Genomic DNA, 7,220 nt, shown 5'->3' with positions numbered 1-7,220 from the left:
CTGGTGCCTCGGGTCGCCGATGAGCTCGGCGCCCAGGGTGGCCACCGGCGGCGGTTGGGTGATCTGGTGCGCAGTGGGCCCCCGGACCGGTGCCGGGATCCGGTGCCTCGGGTCGCCGATGAGCTCGGCGCCCAGGGTGGCCAGCGGCGGCGGGTGGGTGATCTGGTGCGCGGTGGGCCCCGGGCTGGTGTCGGGATCTGGTGCCTCGGGTCGCCGATGAGCTCGGCGCCCAGGGTGGCCACCGGCGGCGGTTGGGTGATCTGGTGCGCAGTGGGCCCCCGGACCGGTGCCGGGATCCGGTGCCTCGGGTCGCCGATGAGCTCGGCGCCCAGGGTGGCCAGCGGCGGCGGGTGGGTGATCTGGTGCGCGGTGGGCCCCGGGCTGGTGTCGGGATCTGGTGCCTCGGGTCGCCGATGAGCTCGGCGCCCAGGGTGGCCACCGGCAGCGGGTGGGTGATCTGGTGCACGGTGGGCCCCCGGCCGGCGCCGGGGAGCGGAGGGGCCTGGGTGGTGGTGGGGTTTTGTCGGTGTGCATGCTGAGTACGGGATCCCGGGTCGCCGATGAGCTCGGCGCCCAGGGTGGCCACCGGCGGAGGTTGGGTGATCTGGTGCGCAGTGGGCCCCCGGACCGGTGCCGGGATCCGGTACGCAGTGAGCCCCCGAGGCCGCCGCGGGTTCGGCGCCTAGGGTGGCCACTGCCGGCGGCCAGGCGGGTGAACCGGTGCTGCAGGTGGCCCCCGGGCCGCCGCGTACTCGGCGCCCAGGATGGCCATTGCCGGCGGCCGGGCGGGTGAACCGGTGCTGCAGGTGGCCCCCTGGCCGGTGTCGGGACCTGGTGCCCCGGGTCGCCGATGAGCTCGGCACCCAGGGTGGCCAGCGGCGGCGAGGTGGTGATTTAGCAGCAGACCATGGACAAAAAGGAAGAGGATGAAATGGGGTAACGGATGGAGGATAATCAAGTCGGTGGTCTGGCTAGATGTTGTGTAGCTATGTCCACTGACTGAAGGACAACATTTTATTCTCACCGGAAGGAAAGATGAGATATTTTCTGAGAGTAATTAGGTATCTCGTGACTGGGAGATTAACAATCCGGAATGCCTTATATGTATTGCGTGTAAAACCAATAGCGGTTGTGAGCAAAGGTGTGACTTGGATTGTCGACCCAGATTTCATAGTGTGAGGGATACATGGGAATACTGATTATCAATTCCGGCGATCCAATGGTGTTGCCGCGGATTTCCTCAAATGCATTCGGTGATGAGAGCTGGAGTGGAGCTCAAGTGAATCAACTTTCCTGCGAGCAAATCGAGCAGATTTCCCGGTATTGCCGAACAGAAGGGCGCAGGCAGGGATGGAACGATTCAAATGGTCGGCGTCTTGGAGAACAAAGAGAAGGACCATTTCATCCAGAATTGCTCGGGGGTGAACCATATAGGGTGTGGCAAGAGAGCTATGACGATGGGGTTGAGGAGCAGAGACACGCCACACACGCACCCAGAGTCCCTGACCCGGAGGAATATTGGGGTGATCTGTGAGACTGACGAAGTGTTGAGATGCCCCTCCGCCATGTTAGAAATATCGCGTTTATTTTAACGGTGATAACGATATGATTGAAAACTGAAGCGAAAAGCTCATCTTCAGGGCTTCGGCTTTATTGGGTTTACAGAGAACGATCGAAACCATGAACTAATAGCTGGCAATTTCCAGTTAGTTCTTTTGAGTAGGACTGTTGCATGCAAGAATTTTTTAAAACTCTGTTGAATATTCGAAGCCTCCGGGCTGCTCTTCGTGACCTGCCGTTTGAACAAGTACAAGAGGCCCACGAGAAATTCGAGTTGGTGTACTTGGAACGTAAGACTCAGGCAGACAAAGAAATAGCTGCTCAATCAGAACGAAAGAGCAAGTTGGCCGAGTTCCAGGAGTTGCTTGCCCAGGCCGGCATCGATCCCAAAGAGCTTCTTGGGGATACTGCAGGTGTGGATACTAGCTCCAAGAAAAAGCGCACTCCGAGACCACCCAAGTATCGCTATGTCGTCGATGGAATCGAACAAACTTGGACAGGGCAGGGGCGCACCCCGAAGTACCTGGCCGAAGAGATTGCTAAAGGGCGATCACTGGACGACTTCCTCATCTGAAGGTGATGGCCATGCCAAAATTGGCATGGCCATCAACTTTTGAATCTGTACCTGATTGCCAGATATTGGCCCTCTAGGTTACTCTGTATTAGTCCTCGGTGCCCTCGTGGGGACAGGCCATCCTCGGCCAGGTACCAACATCAATCCCCCAGCCCTGCGCCGGCATTCCCACCCGTGATCTATCACCCAGGCCCTCGTTGGCTGATTCTGCATGTCCGTTCACCGGTATTTCGCCGGCGTCAGCGCACATGCAGAAACAGCCCAAGGCTGTCTCTATGGCACTCGGTCTGCAATGTGCCACTCGTGACCAACACCAACTCGGGCGCAAATCCCCAACTCAACGAGGCTAAATCATGTTCGAAGTAACAAATACTGGAAAACTCATATCTAATGGCCAGCTTGTAAGGCTGGGGAACTCTAACCTCTATGCAAGTGTGAGCCCAGGTGAAGGAAGCAATTTCATAAAAACTGTTGTAAGGACGCCGGCCGCAGACATAGACCTACTTAATTCAACTTTCACATCTAGCGTGTTAGATGCTGATCAAGTCATAAATGCACTGAACGGTGTTGATCCTACATGGCCCTTGCTGCTTGCCAACGCGCTAGCAGAGAAGGTGGCTTAACAATTCAAGCCACAAGGGCACAGAATCAGGAGCTCAATATGTTCAAGTTAGGAATGTGTACTGCAACTCTACCCGCTTTGGAAGCCTTGAAACGGCTAGGGATAGCATCATCTGATTTGCTGGATTCACATAGAGAGGGGTTACTGTGGAACCATACACAGGGACTGCAAAACCTTGATGCAATCAGGACTGGGGAGCGAGTCCTATCAAGCCTGCCAGCAGGGCAAAGCCAATGTTTCATATGGGTAATCACGGAGGGTGATCGTCGGAATACAACAATCATCTTGAGTGATGAATACTAAGGGAGGACACCATGGAAAGCGTAAGTATCACGGTGGCCTTGATTTCCGGGTTCTTCGCAGTAATCGCTGTCGCGATCCCTTGCATTTTTGAGATGCGAAATCGCAAGGCGAAAATGCAAGAAGAACGACAGAAAGCCTTACTCAAACTTGCTATGAAGGATCTCGAGTTCCTGTACTCTGTTGAGAGTCGATTACTTGCGACGATCCAAGACATGAGTGGTGAGAGCATGAAGGTCAGGATACGGCAAGAGGTCACGATAGACACAGGACTAGTATGGTCGGGTCAGTTCACGCCAAGCCGAATCCATCAGCGACAACGCCAGATGGAAAACACATAAACCCAGAACCCGCCTAAGTAATTGGCGGGTTTTTTTTCACTCGGATCTCTAGACCGCTCAGAAAACCCCCCCCATTTTTGCTGTGCAATTATTCCCGCTTGAGTGCGGTATAACGCCACCTAGGATTTTCTATACGGTGGCGTCTATGAGAAAAAGTATTTTGGCATTCAGTGTCGTTGCCCTGCTGGGGATACCGCAGGTGCAGGCTTCGCCAGGCGACTCTCGACCTGAGAGAAGAACTCTGCCAATGACGGAGATGGCACGAGATACTTATGGCGACAAGACGCTCATAGAGCTCAACACTGAAATCGAACTGTTACAGAACGACCTGGCCCTTTTGCGTGATGAGTATGCCAAGCATAACGCTCGGATCACCGGCCAGATCACTCGTCTACGACACATCATCAATGACCGTCAGCAGGCGATCAATTTTATTCGTCGGGACCGCGAACAACGTTACTTCAGCGTGCATCCGGGATCGCTACGTGGGCAGTTGGAGAGCCTCCGCTTTGCGTTGGGGTTGCAGGCAATCCGTTGGTCTAAGACCGTCCCGGCTCACTGCGACTGGCAGTTTGATGCCGGATTCGAGGTCGATAAAAGAGAGCCGATAAAGGCTCTTGAAGCGTTCCTGGCTGGACTGCCGCTTCTGCCACAGATTCATGAAAGGGATCGATCTGCGACAATCACAGCGACGGAGATCATCAAGTGCGACTGAAGCTCCTGTCGGTGGCGGTAGCCGCAGCCTTGGTGGGAGGGTGCAGCCCGAGCAACGTGTATAAAGATCACAGCGCCCCACAGATCGTGTCGACACGCAACCAAACCAACACCGTCGCACAAAACCCTGTTGGAGCTGGGCAAAATGACTTGGCTGCTGCTGTTCAACAAAAGGTTGAGAAAGCAACAACTAGGCACGAATGGGCTTCTGTTGCGACTGCAAGTAGTACCATGAAGCCGATGCTTGAATCAGCAACGAACCCCATAGTAAACACGCCCACAGTGTTGATGAAATCCCAGGCACCTATTGTGACGAGTGGGAAGGTATTCGTTCCCATTAATAAAACAAAACCGATTGTCGTCACAGTAGAAAAAACGTCATTGATTGTTCGAGCCGGTGAAACTTGGGAGCGTGCATTCTCGAGATGGTTCAGAGATAACGGTTATCAAACAGTTCTCTATTATTTTCCCGGTGGAGTGCCTACTGGTTTTACATCCATTCCAAAGAAAACGCATTTCTCCGCGAATGATTTCCAAGGGGCAATATCCGCAGCACAGATTTCGTTTGGCAATGAAACAAATGGAAAGTTCATTGTTAGTTATGACGCTATGAATAAAAGTGCAGTAATTCATGTTCCGGGGGTGTTGGTGCAGACATTTAATGTCGCTGCCGGCAGCCTAAAAGCAAATGCAATTCGACTAACAGAGTCCTATGGATGGAATACGACAGCACAAGACTGGCGCCCTCAGGATGATTACTACGTTCCGTCAAGCTGGCCAATCGTCACGGAACGAGGGGATATAGCATCAGCACTTAATGCGTTGATCGAATCATACCCAGTGCAACCACAGCTACTGAAGTCAACACAACACGTTTATTTTGTGCAGGGGAACTGATTATGAAAACGCGTAGCGCTATAGCAATGGCTGTCATCATCGCTCTTTCAGGGTGTGGTGCTATGGACCATTTGGAGCAGAAAGATGCTGCTAACGATACACTTGGCCAAATCAAGGCATATGAGGGTAAACAAGAATCCTCTAAAAGCATCTACATCGATAAGCCCCCTTTGGACTTGAACCCGACAATTGGGGAGGGGGCTCCTTGGTGGGTCAGAAAGCCCGCCGCAATTCAAGGGCAAGATATACCGCTTAGCTTTGCAGTAAGGAACCTGCTGCAATCGGCAAATCAGAAAATTGCAGTAAACTATGGACCTGATGTGGTCCAGGACAAAATTATTTCAGTAGACTATCAGGGAGATATCAATGGGGCACTGAACGAGATAGCAGCAAAGGCTGATATCTCAGTAAGTGTTCATGGGAACAAAATAAATTTTGAACGATATGTAACCAAAGTATTCGAGTTAAATTCACTTTTGGGTAAAAGTTCATTCCTATTTGGACGAAAAGCCAACTCAGTTAATAATAGCGGTGAGGGATTGGCAAACCGAACTGTTACAAGCTCCCTTGGTAATTCGGATACTTACGCAACCACCGAAGTGGTAGACATAAATCCCTTTGATGACTATTTGGCGGCTATAAAGTCAATTCTGAGTCGTGACGGTGTAAGTAAGGACGATAAGAACCCATTGGAAGGGAATGTAATTGTAACATCCTCGACTGCTTCAATTCTGGTTAGAACAACTCCGCATCGGATGAGTTTGGTTGAGAGCTATATTTCATCAAGAAAACAGGCAATAGCACGGCAGGTAATGATTGAAGTCAAGGTGCTTCAATTCAAAGGGAGTAAAGGATCTGAATTTGGCATTGACTGGAATGTTATTCGCAATGTTTCAGAAGGAAAGCTGCAGTTTGCTGGTCCGTCACTGCCAACCCTGGGCGATACAGGGAATTATGGATTTTCATTTACTTCGACAAATCCAAAATGGGATGGTACGACCGTTCTGATGAAGTCGCTACAAACTCAAGGGCATGTTGGTGTCGAATATGAGCCGAGAACTGTTGCAAGAAATAACAGAGTTGCATCCATCGATAACTCTGAAAAGCTGACATATATTGCGAGAGTGACAGTTACGCCGAATGAAAATGCTGATGCAAGCGTTGAAGTAGAAGATGCTGTAGTTAGTGATGGCCTCACCATGTCAGTTATGCCAAATATTTCAGATGACATGGTAAACCTTCAAATTTCTGGAGTTCTATCCAAGGTTATCAATTGGGAAGATACAGAAGTGAGTGGCGTCACTATTCGTGCACCACAGGTGCAAGAAATAAAATTCGATCAAGATGTTGGTCTTAAATATGGTGAGACTCTCGTGCTCAATGGATACAAGCAGAAGTCGAATAAATCAGATGAGACATCTGTACTCAAGAATCCGTTCTTGGGCGGGAATTCAGGCGCAAGCAGCATGACAGAAACTATTGTTCTGATCACCCCTAAGCGGATATAAAGTTATGGGAACTATCAGAACAACGCTGCCGCATGGCAGCAAGCCAAAGGAAGTCCTGAAGCGGTGGCGAGTCGAGTACCCGGCTAAGTTTGAGCGGATATTCGAGAATGGGGACCTGATCACGCGGGTCGCTTCCGATGAAGCTGATATAGCTTGGGGCGAGTGTATTGCCGAGGCTCTCATTGAAGAAGTGAAAGACACCCCTAGGAAGTGGGTGTGCATAATTGCTTCTGACCGTGCCTATCGCTGCGTGCTCTGGGAGGCCGGGGAAATTCGCCGTGATGAAGTTGTCGATGCAACGGAACTGTCTGAATGGTTACAGGTACATCCATCTGAGCGCATATTTTCTACAACTGAATTGCCTGTTCGGGGTGTAGAGACAACGATAATTGAGGCTTTAAATCTAAAGCCTGATGACTTTGAACTCATAGAGTTTCGTGGGTCTGCATTGTCAAGAATGGTTAAGCCATCTCTTGTCTGTTTAGCAGGTATTGCGGCAGCTACATGGTTTCTATGGCCTGAACCGCCGCCGCCGCCTCCGCCGGAAGTGATGGATCCCTGGTATGCCTATCGCGCAGCATGGACAGATGTGCAGCTTGCTGGAGATGTGGTTAGTGAGTTAGGTGTGCGCGAATTCAACTCCGAAGTGCAACACCCGCCAAATCAAGCAACCTGTCGTAGTTCATCAAACACGATCTGCGGTT

Annotated in this window: 7 protein-coding genes; all 7 read left to right on the top strand. The window is 51.5% G+C overall.

From position 1 onward, the window contains the following. The first annotated feature begins 1,732 nt into the window (after positions 1–1,732). A complete protein-coding gene (locus PG899_RS22580) occupies positions 1,733–2,134 on the top strand; it encodes an H-NS family histone-like protein (RefSeq protein WP_210538364.1) in 402 nt (133 codons plus the stop codon). A 353-nt stretch (positions 2,135–2,487) separates the two neighbouring features. Next, entirely contained in the window at positions 2,488–2,757 is a 270-nt protein-coding gene (locus PG899_RS22575; RefSeq protein ID WP_216945329.1) for a hypothetical protein, read from the top strand. 313 nt (positions 2,758–3,070) lie between these two features. Next, the gene (locus PG899_RS22570; protein WP_210538363.1) at positions 3,071–3,397 is read left to right on the top strand and encodes a hypothetical protein; all 327 of its coding nucleotides are present in this window, start codon (positions 3,071–3,073) and stop codon (positions 3,395–3,397) included. A 145-nt stretch (positions 3,398–3,542) separates the two neighbouring features. After that, entirely contained in the window at positions 3,543–4,112 is a 570-nt protein-coding gene (locus PG899_RS22565) for a hypothetical protein (protein WP_210538362.1), read from the top strand. Then, positions 4,103–5,008 (top strand): hypothetical protein, encoded by a 906-nt coding sequence (locus PG899_RS22560; protein WP_210538361.1) that lies wholly within the window; start codon positions 4,103–4,105, stop codon positions 5,006–5,008. The genes PG899_RS22565 and PG899_RS22560 overlap by 10 nt, the downstream gene beginning before the upstream one ends. A 2-nt stretch (positions 5,009–5,010) precedes the next feature. Further along, positions 5,011–6,516 (top strand): hypothetical protein, encoded by a 1,506-nt coding sequence (locus PG899_RS22555; protein WP_210538360.1) that lies wholly within the window; start codon positions 5,011–5,013, stop codon positions 6,514–6,516. A gap of 4 nt (positions 6,517–6,520) precedes the next feature. After that, a partial coding sequence (locus tag PG899_RS22550; protein ID WP_270697724.1) for a hypothetical protein occupies positions 6,521–7,220 on the top strand: 700 nt, incomplete at its 3' end.

It is taken from the genome of Aeromonas sp. QDB39 (genome assembly GCF_027707585.1).
Classification (GTDB): domain Bacteria; phylum Pseudomonadota; class Gammaproteobacteria; order Enterobacterales; family Aeromonadaceae; genus Aeromonas; species Aeromonas hydrophila.
This window is presented reverse-complemented; position numbering and strand designations above follow the sequence as displayed.

Bases quoted from the DNA above. Each gene is read 5' to 3' on its own strand.
- PG899_RS22565 (WP_210538362.1), top strand. From the start codon at position 3,543: ATGAGAAAAAGTATTTTGGCATTCAGTGTCGTTGCCCTGCTGGGGATA.
- PG899_RS22555 (WP_210538360.1), top strand. From the start codon at position 5,011: ATGAAAACGCGTAGCGCTATAGCAATGGCTGTCATCATCGCTCTTTCA.
- PG899_RS22570 (WP_210538363.1), top strand. From the start codon at position 3,071: ATGGAAAGCGTAAGTATCACGGTGGCCTTGATTTCCGGGTTCTTCGCA.
- PG899_RS22580 (WP_210538364.1), top strand. From the start codon at position 1,733: ATGCAAGAATTTTTTAAAACTCTGTTGAATATTCGAAGCCTCCGGGCT.
- PG899_RS22575 (WP_216945329.1), top strand. From the start codon at position 2,488: ATGTTCGAAGTAACAAATACTGGAAAACTCATATCTAATGGCCAGCTT.